This is a genomic window from bacterium (assembly GCA_035419245.1).
Lineage (GTDB): Bacteria > Zhuqueibacterota > Zhuqueibacteria > Residuimicrobiales > Residuimicrobiaceae > JAKPUX01.
This window is the reverse complement of record DAOLSP010000003.1, coordinates 313,111-339,266: the sequence shown is the minus strand read 5'-3', so window position 1 is coordinate 339,266 and position 26,156 is coordinate 313,111. Positions and strand designations below refer to the sequence as shown.

Annotated in this window: 26 protein-coding genes and 1 pseudogene; 16 read left to right on the top strand and 11 right to left on the bottom strand. The window is 60.8% G+C overall.

Annotation, left to right across the window (positions count from 1 at the left end; all coding sequences use genetic code 11):
• Positions 1-367: 367 nt before the first annotated feature.
• The 7 genes and pseudogenes from PLH32_07305 (at position 368) to PLH32_07275 (ending at position 7,574) form a co-directional block, all read left to right on the top strand.
• Positions 368-568 (top strand): annotated as a pseudogene (locus PLH32_07305) (GHMP kinase).
• 516 nt (positions 569-1,084) lie between these two features.
• A complete protein-coding gene (locus PLH32_07300; GenBank protein HQJ64404.1) occupies positions 1,085-1,996 on the top strand; it encodes a UTP--glucose-1-phosphate uridylyltransferase in 912 nt (303 codons plus the stop codon).
• Positions 1,997-2,189: 193 nt separating this feature from the next.
• On the top strand, positions 2,190-2,648 hold the full coding sequence (locus PLH32_07295) for an Rrf2 family transcriptional regulator (protein HQJ64403.1): 459 nt from the start codon (positions 2,190-2,192) through the stop codon (positions 2,646-2,648).
• Position 2,649: 1 nt separating this feature from the next.
• Entirely contained in the window at positions 2,650-3,765 is a 1,116-nt protein-coding gene (locus tag PLH32_07290; GenBank protein ID HQJ64402.1) for a 4Fe-4S binding protein, read from the top strand.
• Positions 3,758-5,011, top strand: coding sequence for a DUF438 domain-containing protein (locus tag PLH32_07285; GenBank protein ID HQJ64401.1), 1,254 nt, complete (start codon positions 3,758-3,760; stop codon positions 5,009-5,011). The genes PLH32_07290 and PLH32_07285 overlap by 8 nt, the downstream gene beginning before the upstream one ends.
• 309 nt (positions 5,012-5,320) lie before the next feature.
• Positions 5,321-6,037 (top strand): class I SAM-dependent methyltransferase, encoded by a 717-nt coding sequence (locus PLH32_07280; GenBank protein HQJ64400.1) that lies wholly within the window; start codon positions 5,321-5,323, stop codon positions 6,035-6,037.
• A 166-nt stretch (positions 6,038-6,203) separates the two neighbouring features.
• Positions 6,204-7,574 carry an MmgE/PrpD family protein gene (locus PLH32_07275; GenBank protein HQJ64399.1) on the top strand — a complete coding sequence of 457 codons (1,371 nt, stop codon included), beginning with the start codon at positions 6,204-6,206 and terminating at the stop codon, positions 7,572-7,574.
• A gap of 45 nt (positions 7,575-7,619) precedes the next feature.
• Here PLH32_07275 and PLH32_07270 read toward each other — a convergent pair whose 3' ends face one another.
• Together PLH32_07270 and PLH32_07265 are read right to left on the bottom strand one after the other, a co-directional pair.
• Positions 7,620-8,063, bottom strand: coding sequence for a MauE/DoxX family redox-associated membrane protein (locus PLH32_07270; protein HQJ64398.1), 444 nt, complete (start codon positions 8,061-8,063; stop codon positions 7,620-7,622).
• A complete protein-coding gene (locus tag PLH32_07265) occupies positions 8,056-8,565 on the bottom strand; it encodes a rhodanese-like domain-containing protein (GenBank protein HQJ64397.1) in 510 nt (169 codons plus the stop codon). The genes PLH32_07270 and PLH32_07265 overlap by 8 nt, the downstream gene beginning before the upstream one ends.
• 133 nt (positions 8,566-8,698) lie before the next feature.
• Here PLH32_07265 and PLH32_07260 point away from each other — a divergent pair, with 133 nt between their 5' ends.
• From PLH32_07260 to PLH32_07245, 4 genes are all read left to right on the top strand, one after another.
• Positions 8,699-10,288, top strand: coding sequence for an aspartate:alanine exchanger family transporter (locus PLH32_07260; GenBank protein ID HQJ64396.1), 1,590 nt, complete (start codon positions 8,699-8,701; stop codon positions 10,286-10,288).
• A gap of 88 nt (positions 10,289-10,376) precedes the next feature.
• On the top strand, positions 10,377-10,868 hold the full coding sequence (locus PLH32_07255) for a ferritin (protein ID HQJ64395.1): 492 nt from the start codon (positions 10,377-10,379) through the stop codon (positions 10,866-10,868).
• A gap of 74 nt (positions 10,869-10,942) precedes the next feature.
• Positions 10,943-11,530, top strand: a complete 588-nt coding sequence (locus PLH32_07250; GenBank protein HQJ64394.1) for a YecA family protein — start codon at positions 10,943-10,945, stop codon at positions 11,528-11,530.
• A gap of 578 nt (positions 11,531-12,108) precedes the next feature.
• Positions 12,109-12,870 (top strand): hypothetical protein, encoded by a 762-nt coding sequence (locus PLH32_07245; protein HQJ64393.1) that lies wholly within the window; start codon positions 12,109-12,111, stop codon positions 12,868-12,870.
• Between the two features lie 197 nt (positions 12,871-13,067).
• On the opposite strand, the gene PLH32_07240 is transcribed toward PLH32_07245, so the two are convergent.
• Genes PLH32_07240 through PLH32_07225 form a run of 4 tightly spaced genes read right to left on the bottom strand, consistent with a single transcriptional unit; the run spans position 13,068 to position 16,523 of the window.
• On the bottom strand, positions 13,068-13,802 hold the full coding sequence (locus tag PLH32_07240) for an ATP-binding cassette domain-containing protein (GenBank protein HQJ64392.1): 735 nt from the start codon (positions 13,800-13,802) through the stop codon (positions 13,068-13,070).
• Between the two features lie 3 nt (positions 13,803-13,805).
• Positions 13,806-14,915, bottom strand: coding sequence for an MlaE family lipid ABC transporter permease subunit (locus PLH32_07235; protein ID HQJ64391.1), 1,110 nt, complete (start codon positions 14,913-14,915; stop codon positions 13,806-13,808).
• A gap of 2 nt (positions 14,916-14,917) precedes the next feature.
• Positions 14,918-15,538 carry an ABC-type transport auxiliary lipoprotein family protein gene (locus PLH32_07230; GenBank protein ID HQJ64390.1) on the bottom strand — a complete coding sequence of 207 codons (621 nt, stop codon included), beginning with the start codon at positions 15,536-15,538 and terminating at the stop codon, positions 14,918-14,920.
• Between the two features lies 1 nt (position 15,539).
• On the bottom strand, positions 15,540-16,523 hold the full coding sequence (locus tag PLH32_07225) for an MlaD family protein (protein ID HQJ64389.1): 984 nt from the start codon (positions 16,521-16,523) through the stop codon (positions 15,540-15,542).
• A gap of 160 nt (positions 16,524-16,683) precedes the next feature.
• Between PLH32_07225 and PLH32_07220 the strand changes: the two genes are divergently transcribed.
• Together PLH32_07220 and lysM are read left to right on the top strand one after the other, a co-directional pair.
• The gene (locus tag PLH32_07220) at positions 16,684-17,913 is read left to right on the top strand and encodes an anion transporter (protein HQJ64388.1); all 1,230 of its coding nucleotides are present in this window, start codon (positions 16,684-16,686) and stop codon (positions 17,911-17,913) included.
• Positions 17,914-18,068: 155 nt separating this feature from the next.
• Complete coding sequence (gene lysM / locus PLH32_07215; protein HQJ64387.1) at positions 18,069-18,512, top strand: peptidoglycan-binding protein LysM; 444 nt, start codon at positions 18,069-18,071, stop codon at positions 18,510-18,512.
• Positions 18,513-18,582: 70 nt separating this feature from the next.
• Here the strand turns inward: lysM and PLH32_07210 are convergent, their stop codons facing one another.
• The 3 genes from PLH32_07210 to PLH32_07200 all read right to left on the bottom strand — a co-directional run bounded on the left by PLH32_07210 (position 18,583) and on the right by PLH32_07200 (position 22,025).
• Positions 18,583-19,527, bottom strand: coding sequence for a D-Ala-D-Ala carboxypeptidase family metallohydrolase (locus PLH32_07210; GenBank protein ID HQJ64386.1), 945 nt, complete (start codon positions 19,525-19,527; stop codon positions 18,583-18,585).
• 51 nt (positions 19,528-19,578) lie between these two features.
• A complete protein-coding gene (locus PLH32_07205) occupies positions 19,579-21,177 on the bottom strand; it encodes a L,D-transpeptidase family protein (protein HQJ64385.1) in 1,599 nt (532 codons plus the stop codon).
• 242 nt (positions 21,178-21,419) lie between these two features.
• The gene (locus PLH32_07200; protein HQJ64384.1) at positions 21,420-22,025 is read right to left on the bottom strand and encodes a CDP-alcohol phosphatidyltransferase family protein; all 606 of its coding nucleotides are present in this window, start codon (positions 22,023-22,025) and stop codon (positions 21,420-21,422) included.
• A gap of 498 nt (positions 22,026-22,523) precedes the next feature.
• Between PLH32_07200 and PLH32_07195 the strand changes: the two genes are divergently transcribed.
• A complete protein-coding gene (locus PLH32_07195) occupies positions 22,524-22,952 on the top strand; it encodes an Hsp20/alpha crystallin family protein (GenBank protein ID HQJ64383.1) in 429 nt (142 codons plus the stop codon).
• A 77-nt stretch (positions 22,953-23,029) separates the two neighbouring features.
• On the opposite strand, the gene PLH32_07190 is transcribed toward PLH32_07195, so the two are convergent.
• Both PLH32_07190 and PLH32_07185 read right to left on the bottom strand, forming a co-directional pair.
• Positions 23,030-23,461, bottom strand: coding sequence for an HIT family protein (locus PLH32_07190; protein ID HQJ64382.1), 432 nt, complete (start codon positions 23,459-23,461; stop codon positions 23,030-23,032).
• A gap of 16 nt (positions 23,462-23,477) precedes the next feature.
• A complete protein-coding gene (locus PLH32_07185; GenBank protein ID HQJ64381.1) occupies positions 23,478-23,957 on the bottom strand; it encodes a nucleoside deaminase in 480 nt (159 codons plus the stop codon).
• Between the two features lie 245 nt (positions 23,958-24,202).
• On the opposite strand from PLH32_07185, the gene PLH32_07180 reads away from it, so the two are divergent.
• On the top strand, positions 24,203-24,781 hold the full coding sequence (locus PLH32_07180) for a nitroreductase family protein (protein HQJ64380.1): 579 nt from the start codon (positions 24,203-24,205) through the stop codon (positions 24,779-24,781).
• Positions 24,781-26,154 (top strand): MFS transporter, encoded by a 1,374-nt coding sequence (locus tag PLH32_07175; protein HQJ64379.1) that lies wholly within the window; start codon positions 24,781-24,783, stop codon positions 26,152-26,154. Before PLH32_07180 ends, PLH32_07175 begins: the two co-directional genes overlap by 1 nt.
• Positions 26,155-26,156 lie beyond the last annotated feature (2 nt).

The following is a 26,156-nucleotide window of genomic DNA, read 5'->3' as shown; positions in this document are numbered from 1 at the left end:
GGCTCCGTGAGAAAAGGTTTGCTTGTACAGCCTTAGAAGCACTCTGCTCTCTTAACCTATTGGAGATACAACAATGAAGCTTTTTGTGCCGGGGCGCATCTGTTTGTTCGGCGAACACAGTGACTGGGCGGGCGGGTATCGCCGGATCAACGCCGCCATTACCAAGGGCTATGCCATCATCGCCGGCACAAATCAGGGCCTTCATGCCAACGTCAAACCCCATCCGAGCAAATTCATCTTTCGCGCCACCCTCGGCGACGGCACCCGGCAGGGCCCTTATGAGGTCGCCATGGAACGCGACGCCCTTCTGGCCGAGGCCGAGAAGGGCGGCTTTTTCAGCTACGCCGCTGGAGTCGCCTATCAGATCATGACCAAGCATCGGGTGCGCGGGCTCGAAATCGACAATTTTCTCACCGATCTGCCGGTCAAGAAAGGGCTCTCCTCCAGCGCCGCTGTCTGCGTTCTGGTGGCCCGCGCCTTCAACCGCGTCTATGACCTCAAGTTGACCATCCGGGGCGAGATGGAACTGGCCTACTTCGGCGAAATCACCACCCCCTCCCGCTGCGGACGCCTGGACCAGGGCTGCGCCTATGGCAACCGCCCTATCCTGATGACCTTTGACGGCGACCGCATGGATGTCGAGGAGATCTCGGTGCCGAACGATCTTCACTTCATCATCGTTGATCTCCATGCCAGCAAGGACACGCGCGAGATCCTCAACCAGCTCAACCACTGTTACCCCTTCGCGGAGAACGAGGAGCAGCGCCAGGTTCAAGCCTATCTCGGGCCGATCAACGAGCGCATCGTCGCCGCGGCTGGAGAGGCCCTCACCTCCGGCGATGCGGCCCGCATCGGCGCCTGCATGACCGAGGCCCAGGCCGAATTCGACCGCCATCTCCAGCCCGCTTGCCCCTCGCAGCTTACCGCGCCGGTGCTGCACCAGCTCCTGAGCTGGGACAAGCTGCAGCCCTACATCTATGGCGGCAAAGGCGTCGGCTCGCAGGGCGACGGCTCGGCCCAATTCATCTGCCGTGACGAAAAGAGCCAGGCGCGCGCCATCGAATTGATCGAGAAGGAGATGGGGATGTCCTGCCTCAAGCTCGTGCTCAAGGCGGGCCGGCGCGTGCGCAAGGCAGTCATCCCCGCCGCCGGTTTCGGGACCCGGCTCTTCCCGGCCACCAAGGCGGTCAAGAAGGAGCTTTTCCCGATTATTGACCGCCAGGGGCGCGCCAAGCCGGTGATTCTGGCAATCGTCGAGGAGGCCCTCGCCGCCGGTGTCGAGCAGGTCGGCATTATCGTTCAGAGCCAGGACCGCGAGCTCTTCGAGGAGATCTTTTGCACGCCGCCGCCGATCGAGAACTTTAACAAGCTCTCTCACGAGGATCAGGAGTACAGCCGCTACCTGATGGAGATCGGCAACCGCATCACCTTTCTCACCCAGGATGTGCAGGAGGGTTTTGGTCATGCCGTCTACTGCGCCCATGACTGGGTGGGCGACGAGCCCTTTTTACTGCTGCTCGGAGATCACCTCTATGCCTCGGAGGTCGAAAAATCGTGCTCCCGCCAGCTGCTCGATCTCTACGAACGAGTCGGCGTCAGCGTCGTCGGTGCCAAGATCAATCCCGGCGCCGAGGTGGGTCATTTCGGCTGCATGACCGGGGTATGGAAGGAAGCACACGTCTCGCTCTCCATCACCGAGTTTTACGAAAAGCCTACGCCCGAGTATGCCCGCCAGCATCTCCATATGGAAGGCATGGGCGAGGATGAATTCCTGACGGTCTTTGGCCAGTACGTTCTCGACCCCAAAATCTTTGCCTATCTCGAGGAAAACATCCGGCTGAACCTGCGCGAGCGGGGTGAGTTCCAGCTCACCTCGTGCCTGGACCGGCTGCGCCAGGAGGAGGGTTTTGTCGGCTGTTTGGTCAGAGGACGGCGGTATGACATCGGCAATCCGGCCGCCTACCGTCAGTCGGTGATCGATTTCGCGTCGGCGTGAGCGGCAGCCCGCCGGGCAGTCTCCCACGCCCGCACCCTTTCGCGCGCACCCACGCCTACCCGGCCGCCTTCCGCGGCCGTCCCCTCTCAGCCCGATCGGATCCGGCCGGGCCAAAAAATGCTTGCATCCTTTCAATACTTGTGTTATATTTAAGACATAATACTCTTTTATCTTATAATAAGGCGGACCAACTATGATCCTCTCCAGGAGCTGCGACCATGCCATCCGCGCCTCGTTGTATATAGCGCTGCAAGCCGATCGTGCCTTTGTGCCCATCCGCGAGATTGCATCCGCGCTGGAGATCTCCTTCCATTTTCTCACCAAGATTCTCCAGTTGCTGACGCAAGCGCGCATCATGGCTTCGTTCAAGGGGCCCAACGGCGGCGTAACCCTGGCGCGGCCGGCCGCTGCGATCTCTTTGAAAGAGATCGTTCTGGCGATCGACGGCAACCGAATCTTCAACGGCTGCATGATCGGTCTGGATCACTGCGACGACGATCATCCCTGCCCCATACACGATCAATGGAGCGGGCTGCGCTCTAATCTGGAGCAGCTTTTCAGCGCCACAACCCTCGCCGACCTGGCCGAGCGGGTCTGTCAGGACGGATTCCGCCTGACTGATTTGCACTCGACTGAAGCCGTGAAATCATAATATGAAAAGCAGGCCGTTGTCACCTCAGCGCATCCGCCGCATCGTTCAGTGGGGCTTTCTCTTGCTCATCCTCTGGATTGGCGTGCAGTTCGTCCGCTTCGTCCACCAGGCCGGCGGCACCGGGCCAATCACCGTCACCCGTCCTCCCGGCGTTGAGGCCTTTCTCCCGATCAGCGCCCTGATCAGCCTCAAGTATTGGTTGCTGACCGGCCACTTTACGACCATCCACCCCGCCAGTCTGGTGCTGCTGCTGATCATTGCCGCCACGGCGGTGGTCCTAAAGAAGGGCTTTTGCGGCTGGGTCTGCCCCTTCGGCCTGCTTTCGGAGTATCTGGGCAGGATCCATCTCTGGATCTTCGGCCGTCCCCGCCGGCTGCCGCGATGGCTCGACTATCCTTTGCGCGGGGTGAAGTACCTCCTCCTCGGCTTTTTCGCCTATGCTATCTTTTGGGGTATGGACACGAACGCCCTGGCGGCTTTTCTCGACACCCCCTACAACCGCGCCGCGGATATCAAGATGTATCTTTTTTTCGCGCACGCCTCGGCCGTCACCCTCAAGGTGCTCGCCGCGCTGGTGCTGCTCTCCATCCTGGTGCGTCACTTCTGGTGCCGCTACCTCTGCCCTTATGGCGCCCTGCTGGGACTGCTGAGCGGGTTGAGCCCGCTCAAGATCCATCGCAAGGCCGAAAGCTGCATCGATTGCGGCAAATGCACCCGGGTTTGCCCGGCCGACATCAAGGTCGACAAGGCCCGCACGGTCTGGTCCGACGAATGCAACGGCTGCCTGCAATGTGTCGACGCCTGCCCTGTCAGGGAGACCCTGCAACTGTCGGTTACGGAACGGGGGGGGATTTTGCCGCGTCGCTGGTATCCCCTCGTTCTGCTCCTGCTCTTCGCGGCCGGCATTGGCGCCGCCCGTCTTGCCGGCCGCTGGCACAGCTCGATCTCGACCGAGGAGTATCGTCAGCATATCCGCAACATCAACCGTCCAGTATACAACCATTTCCGCGGCCAGACGCCGCCGTCAGTACCCGGGCCCGCGCCGGCAGCGCCCGGACAGCCGGAATCCCTCATCCATCATCCGAACGAACCACTAAAAGGAGTACCTCATGAATGAATTGATCGCCAACGACCGGCAGCGCAAGCAACTGCTCAAACATATGATCCTGCAACTGCACAAGGGGGCGGCGCCCGAGGCCGTGCGCCAGCAGCTCGCCGACCTGATGGGCCAGGTGCCCTATGAAGATGTGGTCGCGGTCGAGCAGGAGCTGATCGCCGAGGGGCTGCCGACCGAGGAGGTCCTCAAGCTCTGTGATATCCACGGAGCGGTGCTCAAGGGCCAGATCGACGACAGCGGCGCCCGGACCGCGCCGGAGGGCCATCCGGTGCACACCTTCATCCAGGAGAATCGCGCCCTCCAGCTGGAAATGGCGGCCCTGGAGGCGCTCTTCGCCCGCGCAGCGGAGGGCTACTCCACCGACCTCATCTACGAGATAGCCGATCATTTCAACGCCCTGGCCGAGGTGGACAAACATTACCGCCGCAAGGAGTATCTCCTCTTTCCCATCCTCGAACAGAAGGGGATCACCGGTCCGCCGACGGTGATGTGGGGCAAGCATGACGAGGCGCGCGCTAAGCTCAAGGCCGCCCGCGAGGCCCTGCAGGCCCTCACGCGGACGGACCAGGAGGCCCTGGCCGACTCCATCGATCTACTGCTCCGGCCGGCGGCGGATGCGGTCGCGGAGATGATCTACAAGGAGGAGCAGATCCTCTTTCCGATGTGCCTCGACAGCTTCACCGAGGGCGAGTGGGCACGGATCCAGGCAGGCTCGGCCGAGATCGGCTACTCTCTCTTCGCCCCGTCAGCCGTCTGGACGCCGGCCCCGGAGTCCCTTGCGGCCGAAGGAACGGCGGAGAGGGCCGCGACGGCCTTGGGCACCGCCCTCACCGGACGGATCCAGCTGCCCACTGGAAGTTTTTCGCTGGAGGAACTCACCGCGGTGATGAGCACCCTGCCCTTCGATATCACCTTTGTCGACGCCGAGGATACGGTGCGCTTTTACTCCGAGGGACGCGAACGGGTCTTCGAGCGCAATCTCGCCGTGATCGGCCGCAAGGTGCAGCTCTGCCATCCCCCGAAATCGATGCATATCGTGCAGCAAATCCTCGACGATTTCCGCAGCGGCCGGCGGAGCCGTGCTCCTTTCTGGCTCACCGTGGGCGGCAAATTCGTTCATATCGAATATTTCGCTCTGCGCAATGCCGCGGGCGACTATCTCGGCACCCTGGAGGTGACGCAGGACCTCACCGGAAAACGGCAGCTGACCGGCGACCAGCGCCTGCTCAGCTATGCGAAGGAGTAAACCATGAGTCTGGCCATCACCCAGGATACCAAACGGCATGACCTGCTCGAGGCCGTAGGCAAGAAAGGCTTTGCGGTCTGGATCCTGTAGGAGGAGACGGATCTCTTCCGCAACTATTTCTGCAAGGTCTGACGGAACAGGAAAGGAGCGACTGTGAGCCGCGGTGAGAAGAAAGAGCCGGCGGGTGGGAGCCGAAGTGCGGGGCCGGTATCGACGCGTGCGTCCCGGGGTGGGAGCGGGAGCGGGCGGGGGAGGCCGAGGGATAGGGTCAGCGGCCGCGATGCCGCCGCATTCTACCGGGAGATGGCGGTGCAGTATGACACGATGACGCGTTTTGGCGCGCGCTTGCCGGGGGAACGCGAGATGCTGTCGCACTGGCGGGAACGTTTCGGTTTCTCGCGCGCCCTCGATGCCGCTTGTGGCACGGGACTGCACGCCATCGCCCTGGCGCAGCTGGGGGTGGCGGTGACGGGCGCTGATCTCTCGCCGGAGATGCTGGCGCAAGCGCGCCGGCATGCCGCGGCGGAGAAGGTGACTGTGCGCTGGGTCGAGGCCGCCATGGAGCGCCTCGATCAGGCGGTCGCCCCCCCCTATGATCTTGTGCTATGCCTCGGCAATTCGCTGCCGCATCTGCTCGATGCCGGCGCGCTCAGCGCAGCCTTGAGCGGATTTCACCGTCTGCTGGCGCCCGGCGGCCATCTGCTTCTCCAGCTGATTAATTACACGCTTGTTCTGGCCTGGCAGCGGCGGGTGATCGGCCTCAGCCGCGAGGGAGAACGCGAATTCATCCGCTTCTACGATTTCGGCGAGCCCCTGCTGCGCTTTAATATCCTCGAGATCGACTGGGCACAGCGGCCGCCCGGACACCGGTTGCAGAGTGTTCCGCTCTATCCATGGCAGCGGCCGGAGGTGGAAGCGGCGCTGGGTGAGGCCGGATTCGGCGACCTCGAGATCTATGGCGATCTGCAGCGGGCAAGCTTTGCGGACGGGACCTCGCCGAACCTGGTGGTGGCGGCCCGGCGCTGAGTCGAGGCCGGGCCAGCGCCGGCCCTGTCGGCCTGAGCCGGACCAGGCCAAGCGAGCGGAGAGCGGCGCGCACGCCCTGAGGCGCTTTTTCTTTGCTTTCTCCCGCAGCTTTATTAAATTAGCCCGCCTGAATACTGCCACATTCCATTGTACAAGGAGAGCCCCCATGAGCATCACGCGACAAATGGCCCGCTTCGCCCTCGGTCTGCACTATGACGCCATCCCCGAACCCGCCCGCAAGGAGGCGCGCCGCTTTCTGCTCGACAGCTTCGGCTGCGCCCTGGCCGCCCTCGGCAATGAGGACATGCGCGCCGCGCATCGCTTCATCGAAAAGCTGGGCGGAACGCCGGACGCCACGCTTATCGGCAGCGGCCTGCGCACCAACGCCCCCAACGCCGCACTGATGAACAGCCTCCTGATCCGCGCCATCGACTATAACGACATTTACTGGAAGCAGGACCCGAGCCATCCCTCCGATATCATCCCGGCCGCTCTGGCCGCCGGCGAAAAGGCCGGCCGCGATGCCCGCGATCTCATCGCCGGCATCCTCATCGCCTACGAACTGGAGATGCGCTGGTGCCTTGCCGCAACGCCCGGCGTGCGCGAGGTCGGCTGGCATCACGCCACCCTCACCCAGTTCGTCTCCCCCTTCGTCGCCGCCCGCCTGCTTGGTCTGTCAGAAGAACAGACCGTGGCCGCCGCAGGCATCAGCGGTTCAAGCCATTTCACTCTCGGCGGCGTGGTCGCCGGCCACCTCACCAATATGAAAAACACCGCCGATCCGATGGCCACCGCCGCGGGCGTCGCCGCGGCCTTGCTGGCCGCCGAAAACTACACCGGACCGGTCGAGGTGATCGAGGGCAAAGAGGGCCTCTTTCACGTCCTCCACAACGTAAAGTGGTCGACTGAGGCGCTGCTCGATGGTCTGGGCGAGAAATGGCTCATCACCGAATGCGGCTACAAGCCTTTCCCCACCGAGGCCCTCACCCATCAAGCGATCTCCGCAGCGCTCGAATTGCGCGAACAACAGCAGCTGACCGAGGCCACGATCGCTCGCGTCCTGGTGCGGACCACCACCCGCGGAGCGGACATCCTCTCCGATCCGAGCAAATACAAGCCGACGACCAAGGAGACCGCCGACCACAGTCTTCCCTATTGCATCGCCGCGGCCCTGGTGGACGGCCATGTCCTCCCCTCCTCCTTCAGCGAGGAAAAGCTTGCCGATCCGCGCATCTGGAGCATGCTGGGCAAGATCAAGGTAGTGGCGGATGCGGAGATCGACCGGCTTTTTCCGGGGACCAAACGGGCGATTGTCGAGATCACCGATACCGCCGGGCGGACGCATACAGCCCAGGTGGACCATGCCAAGGGCAGCCCTGAGAATCCGATGAGCGATGCGGAGGTGGTCGCCAAATTTACGGCCAATGCGGAGGCGGTGATGGGGGCGGAGCAGCGGGAGCGGCTGATCGAGGCGACCTGGGCGCTGGGCACCCGGCCGCTCGCAATCCGCGATTACATGCAGCTGGTGGTGGTTTAAGGGATATCCGGTTCCCCGGTGCTGAGCCGGCGCGCTTGCACCGGCTCAGGCGAAATCCGGACGCGGCGCTGCGATGGCGCGCAGGTAGAGCCAGACGGCGGCGATCAGCAGCCCGAGGTCTTCGAGCAGACGCGTCACCCCGACACGGCTGCCCGCGCCGGAGGTGGAAAAGCAGCCGCAGGAGATATCGAGTCCCCGGGCCAGCGCCGCCGTGATGGCGAGGATGAAGAGCAGGTTCATCCCGGCGACGAGCAGGGTTGCGCCGGCCACGCCGCGGTTGAGCAGCAGCGCCAGGCCGCAGCCCAGTTCGAGCCAGGGGAGGATGGCGGCGAGCAGGGCCGCCAGGAAGCCGGGGAGCATCTGGTAGTGGCCGATAGCCACGGCGAAAGCAGCCGGATGGGCGATCTTGTCGAGGCTGGCATAGATAAAGAGCGCCGCCAGTCCCAGGCGCAGCAGGGTGGCGAGGCGGGCGCCGGCTGGGTTACTCATGGGCTTCCTCCTGCACCAGGGCATGGTGCTGCCGCCACTCCTCGATCCCGCCGCGGTACACCGCCACTTTTTTAAAGCCCCGTCCGACCAGCTCCAGCCCCAAATGTTCAGAGAGCTCGCAACCGCCGCCGTCGCAATAGCAGATCAGCCAGCGGTCGCGCGGCAGCAGTTCGATCCGCGCCCGCTCTTCGCTCCCGTCCTCGAAGGGGAGGCTGACCGCCCCGGGCAGATGGCCGGCCCGGTATTCGTCACGGCTGCGCGCGTCAAGCAGCAGCGCGGCCTCGCGCCCGAGCAGCAGCTGCAGCTGTACCAGGGTGATGGGACGGGGCAGTTCCGCCCCATCGCTCTCTTCCATGGCGGCCATGCCGGCTATAGCCGAGCCACCCGGCTGGAGCGCGACGCCGCGGGGATTGAGGTGATTGGCCACCAGGCCGGTCAGTCCGGCGGCGAGCAGCAGCAGCAGCGCCTGGCGCAGCGCCCAGGCGGGAAACCAACGCAACATCGGGGATATCCTTTCCAAGGAGATCTGCGGATTCGTGTACGTCTAATATAGAAAATTGACCCTCCATAGGCAAAATAATTTTGATATTTGCCTGAAATTGTCTAAATTTTCTCCCTTTTCGGAGAATTTGCAGATGACCGCCCTGTTCCAGTCCAGCGCCTTCATTCTCTTTTTCATCGTCGCCCTGGGTATCGTCCTCGGCCGCTTTCAGATCAAGGGCATCTCGCTCGACGTCTCGGCGGTGATTTTCGTGGCGCTGATCTTCGGCCACTATGGCTATCGCGTCCCAGCCGATTTTCAGAATGTCGGTCTGCTTCTTTTCATCTTCACCATTGGCATTTCCGCCGGTCCGGGTTTTTTCGAATCCTTTCAGCGGCGCGGCCTGCAGCTGGTACTGACGACGGTCCTGATCGTCGTCACCGGGGCCGGTGTCACGGTAGCCCTGGCCTATGCCTTTGACGTCGATTTCAAGATGGCCAGCGGTCTCTTCACCGGCGCGCTCACCAGCACGCCCGGGCTGGCGGCGGCGATCGAGGCGGCCGGATCGCCGCTCGCCTCGATCGGCTATGGCGTCGCCTATCCCTTCGGTGTGATCGGCGTCATTCTCTTTGTTCGTTTGATGCCTCGTCTGCTGCGCGCCGATCTCACCCTCGCCGCCCGCGACTATGCCGCCGAGGCCTTCATCGCCCATCCGGAGATCCTCAACCGCAATTTTATCGTCGAGAACGTCAATATGGACGGCCAACCCCTCGGGGCTTTGACGATCCGCTCGATGACGGAAGCCACGATCTCGCGGGTGATGCACAATGGCGTGGCGGTCACGCCTTCACCGGAAACCCGGCTCTATCTCGGCGATCTGGTCAAGGCGGTGGGCACCACCGAGGCCCTCGAGAAGACCCGGCTGCTGATCGGCCCGGAGACCGACCGCGAGATCCCCCTGTCCAAGGGGTATGAGGTCCAGTGGGTGCTGGTCACCAACCGCACGGTCGTCGGTCAAAGTCTGGCCACCCTGCACCTGCATACCAATTACAACGCCAACATCACGCGCATCCGTCGCGGCGATATCGACATCGCCCCCCGGCGCGGCAGTGTGCTGCGTTTTGGCGACAAGCTGCTGGTGGCGTGTGATTCGGATAACATGCATCAGGTGGTCAAGCTGCTCGGCAATGACGACAAGCGCATTTCGGAGGCCGATTTTCTGCCCATCGCTCTCGGCATCGTCGCCGGCATCCTGCTCGGCAAGATGCCGATACCGCTTCCGGGGGGCATGGAATTCAGCCTGGGATTGACCGGCGGTGTGCTTGCCGTCACCCTGATCCTGAGCCGCATCGGCAAGACCGGGCCGGTCATCTGGAGCCTCTCCGGGACCGCCAACCAGGTGCTGCGCCAGCTCGGCCTGCTCCTCTTTCTCGCCGCGGTCGGCACCGAGGCCGGCGCTCATATCAGCACGGCGATCGGGCAATACGGCGCGCGCATCTTTCTGATCGGCGCGGTCATCACCCTGCTGCCAATGATCGCCGGCATCGCCCTGGGCTATGGCCTGCTGCGGATCAACATTCTCACCCTCCTCGGCACGCTGACCGGGGCGATGACCAGCACGCCGGGCTTAGGCGCCCTCGATCCGATGAGCGACTGTGCCGCCCCGGCCGTCGCCTACGCCACCGTCTATCCGGTCGCGCTGGTCTGCACCATCATTTGCGCCCAGATTATTTCGCTTTTATGAAAGTCCGGAACTATTTCAGGGGATTTTTTGTTACAAGTGAGTGAATATTCTAATCAGCGCACTATGAAGCTTCGCAAAGGAGGACCTGATGATTTCCAAAAAGATGGAAGCCGCTATCAATACGCAAATCAACAAGGAGATGTACTCCGCTTATCTTTATCTTGCCATGGCAGCGGACCTGAAGGAAAAATATCTCGATGGTTTCGCCCGCTTCTTTGAGATTCAGGCCAAAGAAGAGATGGGACACGCCATGAAGTTCTACGCCTATGTCAACGAACAGGGCGGCCGTGTTGTCCTCGAGGCCATCGAAAAGCCCCAGACCAGTTACAAGGATGTCGAGGAGATCTTTGCCTTGACCCTGGAGCATGAAAAGTTCATCACCAGATCGATAAACGAGCTGATGGCGCTGGCCGTCAAGGAAAACGACTATGCCACCGCCGGCCTGCTTGACTGGTTCGTCAAGGAGCAGATCGAAGAGGAGGGCAACATGGACAAGGGGCTGCATCTGGTCAAAATGGCCAAGAATGCGCCGCATGCCCTGATGATGCTCGATGGACAGTTCGGCAAACGCGGAGACTGAACTTCCAGACCTGAATCCCGTCAAGGAATGGATCCAGCGGTCCATTCCTTTTTTTTTAATGTGAGGAGATGATCATGGCCACTTCGCCTACTCTGATCAAGCCCGCCGAGCTGGAACGGCGACTTGCGGCTCTCTGCAGCAGCACCCCTCCGCTCGCCGCCGCACACGGATTGATGACCGCCGTTATCGTCGGTCCCGAGCCGCTGCCGCCGCAACGCTGGATCCCCTTCGCCCTCGCGGCCAACGGCCAGCTGCCGGAGGGCCAGGACCAGCAGGAATTGGAGACCCTCATCCTCTCCCTTTTCGGTCTATATAACGATACCGTCGCCGACATTGCCGACAGCCGGTTCCAGCCCTGGCTGGGAGAGGCCATGGATCCAGAGACCCAGATGCAGAATCTCGGACTCTGGTGCGTAGGTTTTTCCAAGGGCATGCAATTCAATGAAGGGCGCTGGTTCACCGAGAAAGACAAAAAGGTGGCGGAGCTGCTGGTGCCCATTTTTTATTTCATCGATCCGGGCCGCTTCACCCCTCTTTATCTCAAGGAAGGGGCGGACGAGGAGGACCGTTTCGAGCTGGATCTGATCATGCAAAGCCAGCTCACCGAGTCGGTCCTGGCGATCCATGACTATTGGCATAAATCACAGGCGTCCGGGTGCTAACTCCAGTTTTCAGAGTTATCCACACTAGACTTATCCTTTGATTTCATTAGAGATAATGCACTAAATCCCGGCGCAATAATTTGACGCCAAAATCACCCCGTCGCCGGGCTCGCTCCTTTTCGGGGCCCGGCCAAGCCCAATAAATTCAATAATGGCGAAAATAAAATATTTTATATTTTTCCTTGCCTTTTTTGATTCTAGTTCTTAGATTCGCATCAGAAAAAATTCCCCTTGACGGGTATCTGCTCATTGTGATGGGATGGGGACGGGTGGAATACAGAACCGAGGCGCAATCTCCGGGCAGCCGGGTGCGCTGTTTTATCCCCTCCAAGACACCTTTTCAGCATCCGATAGTCTCCAGCAACTCAGAGTAATCCATAAGCGTCCGCGCGGATCTCATCCGCCGCGCTACGCCATTTAGCCCCGCCCCTCTCCGCTCTCTGCGCGGGCGCTATTGTATTGCTTCTGAGAACCAGCGTGTAGCATCAGCGTGACTCTGCCGCAACAAATCGCCGCATCCGTTTGAGAGTGCAGCATACCAGCGTTCTGTTCCGTTGTACGGGTTCAATGAGGAAAGCATGAGCAAGTCCATTTCTGCGCTGCTGTTGTCACTGGCCTGCGCCTGGCCGCTGCTTGCTGACGAACATCCCGCCTATTCGGTCCGGGATCTGGAGGTGACGCCGGAATTTATCATCCGGGATTTCTGCCTTTACACCTACTCGGATGCCTATCTGATGGGCTACTCGCGTCTGCTCTATACCGGCAAGCAGCCGGTCGATTACGTACGGCTGGAATGCCATTTTTACAGGCGCGGTTTGGCGGCAGGAACGGCGGAACTGTATGGAGACTATGGCACCTACGGCCAGAGCGGCATGCGGCCCGGCAGAGAGAATTATTTTTCCAGCATTCTTCACCGGACCGAATTTGACAGTATCGCCTTCAGCATCTCCTATGAGAGCAGCACGGGCATGAAACCCCTGCTCAACAAGGAGGGCCTCCAAGTGCTGCGCACGCGCACGATGCGATACGCCGCCGGCGAAAAAATCGTGGGCCAGGTCCGTAACAGTTCGAGGGCCCTGATCGCCTATCCCTCGGTGCTGATCTGCTTTTACAAAGGGGGGCAGATGGTGCAGTACCAGCGCGCATTCGCCGACGTTCCGGGCCACTGCCTGCAGCCGGGCGAATCCGCCACCTTTTACTGCTATATCGATCCCATGCCCTACGACGAGGTCATCTATCTTTCCAACACTGCGGTTCCGCAGCAGAGCAGCCAGCACCTTCATCCTGCCGGGATGCAGACTGCCGGCAACCCGGTTTTGTTCTATCTTTCTGAAATTTGACGACCCGGCTGCAGCGCCCGTTCCGCCGACGATCGTGCTCCCGACCCCGGGCTCTACTACCTCCTGTACCTCCGGAAAATGCAGCCGGGCCTTGTTCCGTGAACCACGTCGCCCGATACAGGCTGGCCTTGCCAGCAGTCGCGACACAAAAAAAGCCCCGATCCATTCGGGGCTTTTTTTATGCACCTCTCTCCGGCTCATCCCTCCCGGAAAAAACGCTCGATCTTCTCGATGCCGGAGCGTTCCGCCTCCTGCAAGGTCCCGGAAAAAAGCACTTGGCCGTGGTCAAGGAAAATGCAGCGGTCGGCGATGCGCTTGATGCTTGATACCACGTGGGTGACGATGACCATGCTCATCCCCAGCTCGTCGCGCAATTTGAGCAGCAGGTAATCGAGACCGGCGCTGGTGATGGGGTCGAGGCCCGCAGAGGGCTCGTCGCAAAAGAGAAGGCGGGGATCGAGAATGATGGCCCGCGCCAGGGCGGCGCGTTTGCGCATCCCGCCGGAGAGTTCCGCCGGCAGCTTGTTCAGTGCGCCCTCCATTTCGACCAGCCGCAGCTTGGTACGCACCAGCCGTTGAATCAGTTCCGGCGGCAGGGTGGTGTGCTGCTCGAGGGGGATGGCAACATTCTCGGCGATGCTGATCGAGTTGAGCAAAGCCGAGTTCTGGAAGAGCACACCGACCTGCTGCAGCAAGGCATCGAACTCGGGCTCATCCATGGCGGTGATCTCGTCGCCAAAGATCTCGATCGTCCCCCGGACCGGCAGATAGAGTCGGATGAGATGTTTGAGCAGAGTGGTTTTACCGCACCCCGAGGCGCCGAGAATGACCGTCACGTCCCCCTCAAAGGCACGGAGCGAGACATCGCGCAGCACCTCCTCGCCCTCATAGGCAGCATGCAGGCCATCCACTTTGACGATCTCGCGGGCCATCACTCAGTACTCCAATCCCTGGCCGAAATAAAAGATCAGGCCGAGAATGCTGTCGGCGAGGATCACCCAGAAAATCGAGGCCACAACCGCTGCGGTGGTCACCCGGCCGACATCCTCGGAGCCGCCCTTGGCACTAAAGCCGTAATAGGCCCCGACCAACACGATGATCAGTGCGAAGACCAGACTCTTGACCAGTCCGGTGACAATGTCGCGAAAAAACAGGACCGTCATCACCTCCTGGTAAAAGGGCTTGGGGCCGATGCCCAAATAGGTATAACCGATGACCATGGCACCGCCGATGCCGATGATGATCGCCAGGACGGTGAGCAGGGGCATGGTCAGGGTGATGGCGTAGATCTTGGGCACGACGACGTACCGGGTGGGATGGAGGGCCATCGAGCGCAGGGCGTCGGTCTCCTCGGTGACCACCATGGTTGCCAGCTCGGCGGCAATCGCCGAACCGCTGCGTCCGGCGAAGATAATGGCGGTGATCAACGGCCCCATCTCGCGGGTCATAGAGATGGCGATGAGATCGGCGACGTAAATCGCTGCGCCGAACTGCCGCAGTTGGGCTGCCGATTGGAGGGCGATGATGAAACCGATGAGAAAAGCGATCAGGGCGACGATGGGCAGGGCATTGACCCCGATCAGGATACATTGATTGACAAATTCGCCCTTGCGGATCCCCTTGCGGTTGAAGAGTCCGATTACCGCAAAAAAAGCGGCATCGGCGATGAGGTAGAGGATGGTGCGGGCGCTGCGGGCGATGCTCAGAGCGGAATCGCCGAGGCGGTAAAAAAAGCTCTCCTTCACCAGGGGTGCAACGGCGGGTGCTTCTAGACTGGAAAAGAGCTTGATCGCCTCCTGCGCCTGCGCGGGAATGCGCACCAGTTCCATAGCCGCGCCGCGCTGCTGCACCTCGGCGCGAAGCTGATCTAGAACGGCTACGCCGGCGCTGTCGATGCGCTCAAGCCCGGAGAGATCGATCTGCAGTTTCTCCCCCTGCCAGCGCTCGAGCCGCAGGCGGATCTCGGTCAGGGCCTCAGCTGCCTCCTCCCGGCTCAGGATGCCATTCAGGCTGAGGCTGTCGCCGATGAGCAAAATCCGTAGCATGTTTATTCCGGAGGATACTGATAATAGTCGGCAACGCGGAAGATGAACTCCTCCGCCTCGGCGAAGAGGGCCCGGCTGATCGCATCAGCGAAGCCATTCATGCTCCGGTCGCTGCGCAGGCGGGTGCGACGTTCGAAGGGATAGCTGAGCATGACGGTATTGGTGGGCAGATAGACCATCTGGAAGAGGCCGGAGATGCGGGCATATTCGGCTTTGGCCTCGAGAACCCGTTCCAGGGCATCGATCTCGGTCACAATCATCACATCGGCGGCGGTATGGTTCTGGCGCGTACAGCTCTTAAAGATCGCCGCCTGCTCAAAAGCGGTCTCCACCACTCCCACGATCATTTGGGCGGGTTTTTCGGCCCAGTAATGGTAATAGTAATAGACCAGCTCATTGGAGTTGCTGCGGTGGGCGATGCGCAGCCCTTCATAGGGCTCTGCGATCCGCACCGGACTGATATAAGCATTGACCAGAAAGGGGGAGGGCACCGCCAGCAGGCGGGTATCGACACGGGCATCGGATTCGATGAGGTAGTACCGGCGCACCAGGGTCGTCCGGCTGCCGCAGTGGACCAGCAGCAGCGCACCCAGCAGCACCGCTATCCCTTGCATCCGTCTCATCTCATTTCTCCAGTTGGTAATCCGGGATGCCTTTAGGCTTGCCGCCGCGCAAGAGGATCGAGGGGTCTTCGCTGATCTGGCGCGAGAACTCGTTGAGGTTGTCCAGCGTCTCCTGGGTCGCCTTGAGCGTCGCAGTGACCTCCGCCTCACTCTCGGTATACCGCCTTCCCATCTCCTTGAGTATGGAATTGGTGCGGTCGAGCGTCACATTGAGATCGTGGACGATCTTGAGCAGGTCGGCCTCGTTGATGGTGCGCGAAAAGCGGGCGAGGTTGCCGATGATCTCGCGCACGGAATCGGACTCGGCGTAGCCGCGCAGGCTTTTTATGGCGTATTTGGCCGAGGCCGCGCTCTCCTGCAGATCGCTGGAGATCGCCTCGCCGTTGGCCATAAGGTGGGTGAAGGGTGCATTGTTCTTCGCCAGGATATCGTTGAGTTCGGCCAGAGCGGCGTTGGTGTTGTCGATGAGGGTGAGCATTTTGGCGCGGTTGGCGGCATCGGTGAGCAGGGCGATATTGTTGAGCACCCGTTCCGCCTTGTCGGCGATCACCTCCGCCTTGCCGGTGATCTCGTCGGTGATCGACCGGCCGGTCCGGATGAACGCACCGGGCTGCAGGAAGGCCGAGGTGTCGCTGCCGGCATGCAACTCGATCACCTTGAGGCCGGTGATGCCCAGAAAGGTGATCTCCGCCTCAGTGTCGCGCTTGATCGGAGTCGCCGGATCGAGGCTGACCTCGACGATAACGCGGCGGATATTGTCGGGATCGATATAAATTTGGCTGACAAAGCCCACATTCAGACCGTGGTACTTGACCGTCCCGCCCTCGAGCAGGCCGGTCAGCGAGACATCGCTGAAGCCGATTTTGTAGGTTTCCCGTTTCTGAATGAAACGCGGCGCCAGCACGGCGACCAGCAGGGCGATCAGGGCGATCGCGGCTACAGTGAGGAAAAGGCCGAGGCGTATTTTCTGCGAACGCGTTACCATCGAGGTTCCTCTGCGAACAGACCGGTTTAGAATAATTTTACGATGATTTTAGTTGATAAGCAAGATTAAAATATACGCCGCTGCCGTCCGGAGTGATGATAAAATAGTGGCAAGAGAGGGGCAAAACCTGTACATTACTACGCTATTTGAGGAGTCGTCCATGCTGCACTATCCCTTGGGGCTTATCGTCACCCTGTTGGTGATCACCCTGACCGGCGTCGCGGTCGGCCGTTTGCCCCGGCTGCGCATGAACCGCGCCACCATCGCCCTGAGCGGCGCAACCCTGCTGGTGCTGCTCGGTGCCATACCGCTGCGCCAGGCCTATGCCGCCCTCGATCTCGACACCCTGGTCCTGCTGCTGGCGATGATGATCATCATCGCCAATTTGCAGTTGGCCGGCTTCTTTCGCCTCACCGGCCGCCGCGTGATGCAGTGGGCGCGCTCGCCGCGGCAGCTCCTCGCCTGGATCATGGCGGTGTCGGGGCTCTTCAGCGCCCTCTTTCTCAATGACACCATCGTGCTGATGTTCACCCCCCTGGTGCTCGAGATCACCCTGGCCTTGCGCCGCAATCCCCTGCCTTACCTGATCGGACTGGCCACCGCCGCCAACATCGGCTCGACCGCCACCATCACCGGCAATCCGCAAAACATGATCATCGGCATCGCCTCGGGGCTGAGCTATGCCCGCTTCTCGGCACGGCTACTGCCGGTGGCGGCAGTCGGACTGGTGATCGCCTGGATTGTTCTGGTGCTGTTCTATCGCAGCGAATTCGGCAAAGGGCGGCTCATGCCGCCCCCTCTCGAGGCGGTCGTCTGGCATAAAGCCCTGCTCATCAAGGGCTGCGCCGCCGTCCTCTTCATGCTGGTCAATCTCCTCTCTGGTCTGCCGATCCCGCTCTCGGCCCTGGCGGCCGCGGCCTTTCTGCTCATCACCCGCCGTCTCAAGCCGGAGCGCGTCTTCCGCGAAATGGACTGGTCACTGCTGGTCTTTTTCAGCGGGCTCTTCGTCGTCACCGGCTCCATCGAGGCGGCCGGATTGAGCGAGCGGATCTTTCGCTGGATCGCCCCGGTCGCCGACCGCGGCGTCGCACCGCTCGCGATCGCCTCCGCCCTGCTCAGCAATCTGGTTTCGAATGTGCCGGCGGTGCTGCTCTTCCGTCCCCTCATCCCCCACTTCACCCGGCCAGAGCTCTCCTGGCTCACTCTGGCCATGGCCACCACCCTGGCGGGCAACCTCACCCTGCTCGGGTCGGTCGCCAACCTCATCGTCGCCGAGTCGGCGCGCCAGCGCGGCGTGCTGATCTCCTTCCGCGAATACCTGCGCGCCGGTGTGCCCATCACCCTCCTGACCCTCCTTTGGGGCATCCTCTGGCTCACCCTGGCCGCCTGAGGAGCATGACCACCATGCCCTGAACCACCAGACCCCAGCGCCGGGCGATTTCATCACGCGCCGGGAAGAAATTCCCCTGCCGTGCTGTTTAAAAGGTATTGGCATCCTTGTTAATCAACGCAATCCGTACCTGACCCTAACCCGGAGGAAGTATAATGGGACTCATCGATTTCATTAAAAATGTTGGCGCCAACCTATTCGGCAAAGGTGAGGACGAAGCCACGACCATCACCAATCTGCTCAACACCGAACTGCCGAACCAGATCACCAACCTGCAGGTCAAGTTCGATGACGGCGTGGTCGATCTCTATGGCCAGGCCGCTTCCCAGGCCGTCAAGGAAAAGGCGGTCCTTCTTGCTGGCAATATCAAGGGTGTTGCCAAGGTCAATGACGTCTATCTGACTGCCCCGCAAGCTCCACCAGCGGAAGAAACGGTCTACTATGAAGTCAAGTCGGGTGACAGCCTGTCCAAAATTGCCAAGGCCTTTTATGGCAATGCCATGAAATACCCTGTCATTTTTGAGGCCAACCGTGAAGTGATCAAGAATCCGGACCTGATCTATCCGGGTCAAAAGCTGCGCATCCCCAAGATCAACTGAATCGGCGTAATGCCCAAAAAAAAGCCCGCCTCTCCCTGGAGAGGCGGGCTTTTTCATTGTCCGGGAGCGCTCAGTCCCCCCAGCGCGCACTGAAACCGCGCACATCCACATGCACAAAAGGACCATGGCGCCGGGTGGCGCGATACCGCGCCAGTCCGCCGACATAGGGCGTGAACCACTCCGCCCGGGATAGCCAGTCGGCCACCTGCAGGAGCACCCCGGCATCCGCGTAATCCCGCCGACCGTCCTTGTTGAGGTCGTCCATGATCTGATCGAGATCGGCATCGATATAGATATCCGCAGCGCCACCGTAACAATGCTGACTGTACTTGCGGTTGCCAATGTGGCGGTTATAGGCTGGGGTGCGATAGCCGCTCATGACCGCAAAGGTTTCGCAGGCGTAGCCTTTCTCGTTGACCTTTTGCAGCAGGTATTCCAGTTTGAAAAGCAGCCGCTCCTGCAGGACCATGTATTTCGGGAAATCGCCCTGCTGTTTGCAAACGAACTGGCCCAGGGTGAAATGGGGGGTGAGGCGGCGCTCCAGATCCGCCGCTGTCACCTTGATAAAACCTGCGGGGGGGCGGTAGACATCGAGTTCGCGCAAGGCGACCGCGGGATAATGGCCGATGAGATAGCCGTTCATCGTTTCGCCCTTCATGACGCTGCGCGGTACCATGACGAAGATCTGCAGATGCATGGTGTCAGCGCGGTCCAGGCTGATAATCTGTCCCTGGTGGAATCCCGGCGCTGTCGGCGCTGTATACAGCCAGGTGTTCAATCCCTTGAAGCGCAGGGTGCCGCTGTCGACCTGGACAACGAAGTGATGATGCGCGGCGTTCTCCTCAACCCGTAGTGAAATTTCATCGCCGGGGAGAAGGAAGATGGGCGCCCAGGTGAAGGAAGTAACTTCATTTTTAAAATGCAGGGTGAAACCAGCCGCTCCAGGCGAAAAGGCATGAGCAGCGGTCATCAGGAAGAGCAGCAAAACGGTTACGAGTTGTTTAGGGATTGCCATCGGGCGACCTTTTCGTTTAAAAGGGCGGCATCTGCCGCGCCATCCGCTGCATCAGGGCGTTGTCAGCTGCGCCAAAGCAGGCGCGGCATCGAGGCTTACCGGGATCGCCTTATCGCGCTCATAGATATCCTGGCGGAACTGCACGATCCCGTCTTCGTCGACCCATGCGGTCATATAGACCAGCATCACCAGGATGGGTCGGGGCACCTTGAGGACCGTCTCGACGCGTGAGGCGATGAGGCGGCGCAGCCGGGCTTCGTCCCAAGCCGGATCATCCAGGAGGTAAAGGGCCAGCTGCAGCGGCTTTTCGATGCGGATACAACCGGAGCTGAAGGCCCGGGTCGAGCGACTGAATAGTTCATGATGCGGCGTGTCGTGAAGATAGACATCGAACTGATTGGGGAACATGAATTTGATCGTCCCCAGTGAATTACCGGGCCCCGGATCCTGACGCAGGCGGTAAGGCAGACGATTCTTTGAAACCTTGCTCCAGTCTATGGCAGCTGGATCCAGTTCCGGGGCATTTTCGCTCCATCCCTCGTAGACTCTGATCCGCTCCTTTTTAAGATAGTCGGGATTCCGCCTTGCCTTGGGCACAATGTCGTTGAGCAGAATGGTGGTAGGGACCGTCCAGTAGGGATTGACCACCATATAGGTCATCATATCGCTGAAGACCGGGGTGCGCCGGTAGGTCTTGCCGACGACCACGCGCATTGTCAAGGCCACGGTGTCCGCCTCGAAGAGTTGAAGTTGGAAATCGGCGATATTGACCCGGATGTGGCGGTGTCCGGGATTGCGTGGCAGCCAGCGCCAGCGTTCCAGATTGACGGCCAGCTGGCGAATCCGCGCTTCGACTGGCACATTCATTTCGGCCAGCGTGCTCTTGCCGATCTTGCCGTCGGGATCCAGCCCATGGCGCAGTTGAAAGCGGCGCACGGCCTGTTCGAGCTCTGCGTCGAAGGTCCCTTCGACCGGGGCCGGTTTGAGGCTGAGATCGGCGGTGGCACGCAGCCGGGCGCGGACCTGCATCACCCGCTCGTCCCACATCCCCCTTTCCAGTTTGCGGCCTTCGGCGACGAAAGGCCAGCCGCCCTCGACAGCGAGCTGGCGGTAGTAGCCATAAGCTTCCACAAGGCGGCGGTAGTCCTCCTCTTGCGGCGGCAGACGGCGCAGGTCCTCGAGCAGGTTGCCCGATTCGGCCGCAGCATTGAGGCGGGTGACCAGATCCGCCTCGTTTTTATGGAGATACCACTCGGCATCCACCTCGTGGGGATTGTACTGTCCCGCCGCCAGGTGCACGCCAAGAACCAGATAAGCATCACTGAGCAGTAGTTCGAGATCGGTCAGCTGGACCGGGTCGACCGGCGCGGAAGCGAGACGATCGCGCCCGCTCCTGAGCAGGCCGGTGAGCGCCGCCAGATGATACCGGCCGGGATTCAGACCATGCGCTCTGGCATTGCGGATCAGAGCGAGAAGGGTATCGGCCTCGCTCCGTACGCCCGCTTCATTGACCCAGATCGGCCGGAATCCGCGCCGGCCATAGAGGGTCATAAGGTCTGGCGAGAGCCGCTCGACGCCGTAGCGGGTGGCGAGCTGGTTCTCGGCGGGCAGTTGCTGCAGGCGCTCCTGGATCAGGCCGTTCAGGCGCATCTGCAGCGCTCCATTCTGGGCCGTTAAGGGGGTAGCCAAAAGGCCGATTAGCAAGAGGATACCGGTTCCGGAGCGCAATGTCGTGCCTCTGGTTGGGAGTGATGCCACAGCGGCCGGGCTCGAGCGGCCCGTCACAAAATAAAACTCTCCAAGGAGAAAGACAATGTCAATTTTACACGTCGATCCGGCGCGCCGCAAACCGCGTGGGGGGACCCCCAGCGGGCGAACGCGCTATCCTCGCTTCACGCATAGTCCCGCGATTTGATGAAAACCAGCACGATCGATTGCACGACGGTCGCAGCCATCAGCGCCAGGGCGGCATAGACCAAGCCGAGGCTCCAGGCGGCGGAAAAGGGATTGACCAGAATGGCGGCGATGAAGAAGACGAGATACTCAATCCGCAGTGCGAAGCGCCAGACCACCTTTTCCGTCGGATCGGGCACCGCACCGCGATGGTTGGCATAGGCGACGATGAAGGGCGGCAGCAGGGTGCAAAAGAGGAGCAGGAAGAGCAGGATCTCCATGGGCAAAATCGCCGGCGGAAAGTCCAGTCGGAAGAGGCAGAGGATCATCAGGGCATCAACGAAGCGGTCGACAGTGCCATCCCAGAAGGCGCCGAGGCCGGTGGCGTGTCGGGTGTGACGCGCCACTTTGCCGTCCACCAGATCCATAAAGCCGCTCAGAGTGAAAAGAAGCGCCCCACTGACTGGCGAACCAAGGACCACCGCGCCATAAGCGGCGAGGGCGAGCAGCAGGGAGAGGGTGGTCCAGGAATTGGGCGACAGAAAGGCGAAGGCTTTGCCGATCCAGCGCTCGAGGCGCGGCATGTCGATGAATTCCTTGATCAAGGGGAGGGGTCTCCTGCCGGTTCGGATCCGGATTTTCGGCGGTTCAGGGAAACAAGTCTGCGTTATTAATAATTAATTTAACAAAACGGCCGGCGAAAACCAACAAAAAAGTGCCTGCGCGCAGGCCGATTCGCGCCCCTTCAACAATCTCGCGCTCACCCGGCGCTCCCCTCGTTCCCTCCCTGCGCTCCTCTCACGCCGACCCGGTCTCGAACCCGCGCCTCGGCGAAAGTCTCGTGCTCACCCAACATTTGGATTCCCGCTCCCTAGTCCACAGCATATCTGCCATTTTGTCAGCCTGTCCGATATAGTCTGTCTTTTTGTCAGTATTGTCGTCGTCCTGGCAGAACTCACGCGGAAACCGGAAACTGTTTCTAATTTAATTAATTTCAATTTATTAAGTCCTTCATTAAAATTTGGCACGCCATTTGTAACACAGGTCAACGAAAGCGTTCAAGATCAACCAATCCACTTAACATACATCAAAAGGAGGTCGTTATGTTTCTGGTAAAACGTGATCGTGAGAATCTGGTGCGCAATCCCTGGTTTGATGAAGCCTTCATGGGATGGCCGTTCTGGAGTCGTTACGAGGAAGATTCGATGGTTTGGTCGCCGCGCGTGGATGTGCGGGAAAATCCGGATGAGATCGTGGTCAAGGCCGATGTTCCCGGCATGGACAAAAAGGACCTCAAGATCTCGGTCGAGAACAACCTCTTGACGATCAAGGGCGAGCGCAAATCGGAAGTTGAAGAAAAAGAGGCGAACATCTACCGTTCCGAACGCCACTTCGGCGCCTTTCAGCGCACCTTCAGCCTCTCCAGCCGGGTCAAATCCGATGCAATTCGTGCGGATTACAAGGATGGTGTCCTGACCATCGTTCTGCCCAAGGTGGAAGAGGTCAAACCGCGCCAGATCGAAATCAACTAAACGCGCATAAACAAAAAGCCCCGTTCCTGAACAGGAATGGGGCTTTTTTATTTCTCTCCACAGCGATCGCAGCTGGATCAGCGGGCCTTGACCAGAGCCTGGCGGATCTGCTCTGCCGCCGCAGCCAGTTCGTTCTTGTCGGCTTCAGCGCCATAACCCGGCGGAAATTTCAGACCGAAGCCATCGCCGGCGAAGCGAGGCACCACGTGCAGGTGGGCATGAAATACCGACTGCCCGGCCACTTCGCCATTCGCCATGTGCAGATTGACGCCCTCACAGCGCAGGCCCGAGCTGCGCAGTGCGGCTGCAACTTTTTGTGCGGCCGGTAGCAAGGCTTGTGCTGCGGCAGGCGGGAGTTCCCAGATATTGGCAGCATGCTCTTTCGGGATGATCAGGACATGGCCCGGATTGATGGGCATCAGGTCCATGAAAGCCATGCATCGCTCATCTTCATAGATGACCTGCGCCGGAATCCGCTTCGCCGCAATTTCACAAAAGATGCAGAACATGCTTTCTCCTTTCCTCTCAGTAACTTCGCCGGTCCTGCTTGCTGCGCCATTCATTAAAAAGCTCAAGGCACTCCGGCCGCCCATGCTGCACGAGCCGCAGGCGCTTCTCACTGGTTTCACCGCGTATTACCGCATAGATAAAAGCATCATCAAAGCCGATGGCCGCGGCATCATCATGGGTGCAGCCATAATAGAGCAGAGGTATCTTGGCCCAGTGGATGGCGGCAAAACACATCGGACAGGGTTCGCACGTGGACCAGATTTCACAATCGCCAAGATCGAAGCGGCCAAGTTTTGCCGAGGCCTTGCGGATCGCAACGATCTCGGCATGCGCAGTGGGATCATTGGTCCTTAAAACCTCATTGTGCCCCCGCGCAATAATTCGGCTGCGATGGACGATGACTGCTCCGAATGGCCCGCCGTGATTATGGCGGAGGCCTTTCTTCGCCTCCCGGATCGCCGCCGCCAGATGTGAATTGGTGTGTTCGTTTGCCAAGATCACCTGGCCCATTCCAGTTCGCTGTGCTGTACACCTTCATGTTAAATATAGCCAATCGGGTGAGTCAAAATCAAGCAAAAAGTCTGATGCACGGCCGGCCGGGTGGGCGCCGGAGTATGGATGGGCGCCGTAGAGTGCCGCAAGTGCATCGTGCCGGGCGGGGCGGCGGCCCCGATTAAAAATGATTGAGCAAGAACCGGAAATCACGTATATTTATCTTTTAAAATCAAAGGAATCGAATCATGAACCTACCCCGTCTTCCCGAAGCCCACGTCGACCCCCAGTTCCCGGAACGCTGGTCACCGCGCGCCTTTTCGCCCCGGCCGGTCGCCGAAGCCGATCTGCTCTCCCTTTTCGAAGCTGCGCGCTGGGCACCTTCGGCCGCCAATTCCCAGCCCTGGTTCTTTCTCGCGGCCGTCACCCCGCAGGAGCATGCTCGGTTTCTCGACCTCCTTCACCCCGGCAACCAGATCTGGGCCGCTCGGGCGCCGGTGCTCCTCTTTCTCCTGGCGCGGCGGATCAGCAGTTCAGGCCGTACGCTCGAATGGGGGCCTTTTGATGCAGGCGCGGCCTGGCTGGCCCTGGCGCTACAGGCGCGCAAGCTCGGCCTCTTCGCCCATGCCATGGGCGGCTTCGATCGCGAGAGGGTTTATTCCGCCCTCCATATCCCGGCTGCTGAGTATACCGCCCAGGTGGCCATCGCCGTCGGTTACTATGGTGACCCCCTGGAACTCAGCGAGGAGTTGCAGCAGCGTGAGCACCCCTCCATGCGCAAATCCCTGCAGGATCTGTATCACCTCGGCGCCTTCGCGGCGGTATGATGTCCGGCACATCGCTACAGCGCGCCACCCTGGCGGTGGCGATCCTCACTTCGTTCAGTACGCCTTTCATGGGCGCCGGCGTCAATCTGGCGCTGCCCCGAATCGGTGCCGAGCTGGGTCTCGATGCCGTGATGCTGAGCTGGATCGCCACTTCCTATCTCATGGCGGCGGCGGTCTTTTTGCTGCCCTTCGGGCGGCTGGCGGACATCCGCGGCCGCAAGCGGGTTTTCAGTTTCGGGGTGCTCATCTTCCTGGCTGGATCGGCTTGGGCGGCCCTCGCCCGCAGCGGAACGCTGCTAATCGTAGGCCGGGTGGTGCAGGGCTTCGGCGGCGGCATGGTCTTCAGCACCGCCACTGCCATGCTCATCTCGGTCTTTCCTCCCGGGCAGCGCGGCCGGGTGCTCGGCTGGAACATCGCCGCGGTCTATCTCGGGCTGGCGCTCGGCCCGCCCATCGGCGGTTGGATCGTCGGGGCCTGGGGATGGCGCACCATTTTCGGGATCAACGCCCTGCTGTGCGCGCTGGCGCTGCTGCTCACCTGGCGCTATCTCGATCGGGAATGGCGCGAGGCCGCCGGCGAGTGCTTCGACTGGAGGGGGGCGGCGCTCTACGCCCTGACGGTGATCGCCCTGATGTATGGACTCTCGGCCCTCCCTGGGCGCCAGGGTTATCTCGCGCTGACCGCATCCCTCATCGGGCTCTTCTTCTTTTTACGCTGGGAAGCGCTCGGGGCTTTTCCGCTGATGGATGTGCGACTGCTGCGTGATAACCGCGTCTTCGCTTTGTCCAATCTCGCCGCCCTGATCAATTACGGCGCAACCTTTGCGGTCGGCTTCATCCTCAGTCTCTATCTGCAGTATGTCCAGGGTCTGGAGCCGCGCCAAGCGGGGCTGGTGATGATGTCGCAGCCGGTGATGCAGGCGCTCTTCTCGCCCCTTGCTGGTTATCTCTCCGACCGCTACGAGCCGCGCCTGATCGCCTCAGCCGGAATGGCGCTGTCGAGCATCGGACTGGCGATGCTGGCGACCGTTACAGCCGCCACCCCGCTGCTCTTCATCGGGGCAAGCTTGTTTCTCCTGGGCATCGGCTTCGGGCTCTTTTCCTCACCCAACACCAATGCCATCATGGGCTCGGTCGAGCGGCGCCACTATGGCCTGGCCTCGGCGATGGTCAGCACGATGCGGATGCTCGGGCAGATGTTCAGTATGGGGATGGCGGCGATGGTGATTGCCCTCTACGTCGGACACACGCAGATCACGCTGCAGAATCAGGGGCAGTTTCTCGGCGCCATGCACCTGCTGCTCGGAGGCTTCGCAGCGCTCTGCTTCGCCGGGATTTTCGCCTCGCTGGCGCGCGGCAGGATGCACGCATAGAA